The 564-nt window shown below is 63.7% G+C and carries 2 protein-coding genes and 1 pseudogene; 1 reads left to right on the top strand and 2 read right to left on the bottom strand.

Features of this window, described 5'->3' with window-relative positions:
• Positions 1-204: transposase (locus FV223_RS29530; protein WP_147727796.1), on the top strand; the 204-nt coding region annotated here is incomplete at its 5' end.
• Positions 205-211: 7 nt separating this feature from the next.
• Here the strand turns inward: FV223_RS29530 and FV223_RS29525 are convergent.
• Positions 212-337 (bottom strand): annotated as a pseudogene (locus tag FV223_RS29525) (LysR family transcriptional regulator); the annotation flags it as partial.
• 24 nt (positions 338-361) lie between these two features.
• On the bottom strand, positions 362-564 hold a 203-nt coding region (locus tag FV223_RS31365; protein ID WP_210247539.1), incomplete at its 5' end, for a hypothetical protein.

Below are 564 nucleotides of genomic sequence, written 5' to 3'. Positions count from 1 at the left end.
GGCGCTCGGCCTGCGATCCCGCCTCAGCGCCACGAAGCGCCCGTGGCCTGCCCTGATTGGATCTACAACAACCGTAACCAGGTCGAGCGCCTCTGGGCCAGGCTCAAAGAGTGGCGCGCCATCGCCACCCGCTACGAGAAGACTGCCGTCAGCTTCATGGGCGTCCTCTCCCTCGCAGCCGCCCTCGATTGGCTCAAGCGATGACACGCCCTAGGCGCCGCATAGAATGGCTCAGCGCCGATTGTGAAACACCGAGCTTGTTGGCCGCCCCTGTGAAGCTCCGCTCCTCCGCGACGACGAGGAACATAGCCATGCCGCCCAGTTCTTCCCGTCCCACAGCAGCGATCCATCCCGACTCGGTTCATGACGGCTTGTCATAGGCCGGAAGGGATGCGCGGTGAACATCCGCTTCGGGGTGCAAGGCCAGGGTCCGCTTGCCACCGAGGCTGTGTGAAAAGAGGACGTCACGCTGTGGCTGTCCGGCCCCTCGGGAGAGCAGCGGGCAGGCTTTTCGACCGCCTGCATCCTTGGTCGTTGCAAGATCGCAAGGAAGCTCAAAGAAAT

It is taken from the genome of Methylobacterium sp. WL116 (assembly GCF_008039455.1).
Taxonomy (GTDB): domain Bacteria; phylum Pseudomonadota; class Alphaproteobacteria; order Rhizobiales; family Beijerinckiaceae; genus Methylobacterium.
The sequence above is the reverse complement of the archived record's forward strand: the minus strand, read 5'-3'. Positions and strand labels throughout refer to the sequence as shown.